This window comes from Colwellia marinimaniae, from assembly GCF_002207865.1.
Taxonomy (GTDB): Bacteria; Pseudomonadota; Gammaproteobacteria; order Enterobacterales; family Alteromonadaceae; genus Colwellia; species Colwellia marinimaniae.
Map to the genome: position 1 here is coordinate 1 of NZ_BDQM01000167.1, position 340 is coordinate 340.

Here is a 340-nt window from a genome sequence, read left to right on the forward strand (position 1 = left end):
TTTCTGCCTGTCTCGTGGGCTCGGTGCGCAAAGTCACCGCCGACAACGCACTGTGGCTGGGCTGCGTATGCGGTGTACTGGCGGCTCTGCTGACCGGGATTTTCGACCACTACTTCAGCTTCACCTTTGTATTGATCGCGCTGTTCTGGCTGTTGATGGGCATCAGCCTGCAACAGGTGCGCCTGAACCCGACCGTGACCGCCCCTGCTCCTGTTTCCGTGCCAAAGGATGACCGACCATGAAACATCGCACTATTCACTCCCCCGACCTGCGTGAGCGCCTGCCCGCCCTGGCCAGCGAACTCGGTGTGAGCCTGGAAGACTTGCAAGATGGCCTGGCC

Annotated in this window: 1 protein-coding gene; it reads left to right on the top strand. The window is 60.9% G+C overall.

Annotated elements, in window-relative coordinates; genetic code table 11:
• On the top strand, positions 1-242 hold a 242-nt coding region (locus tag MTCD1_RS23515; RefSeq protein ID WP_200818641.1), incomplete at its 5' end, for a hypothetical protein.
• Positions 243-340 lie beyond the last annotated feature (98 nt).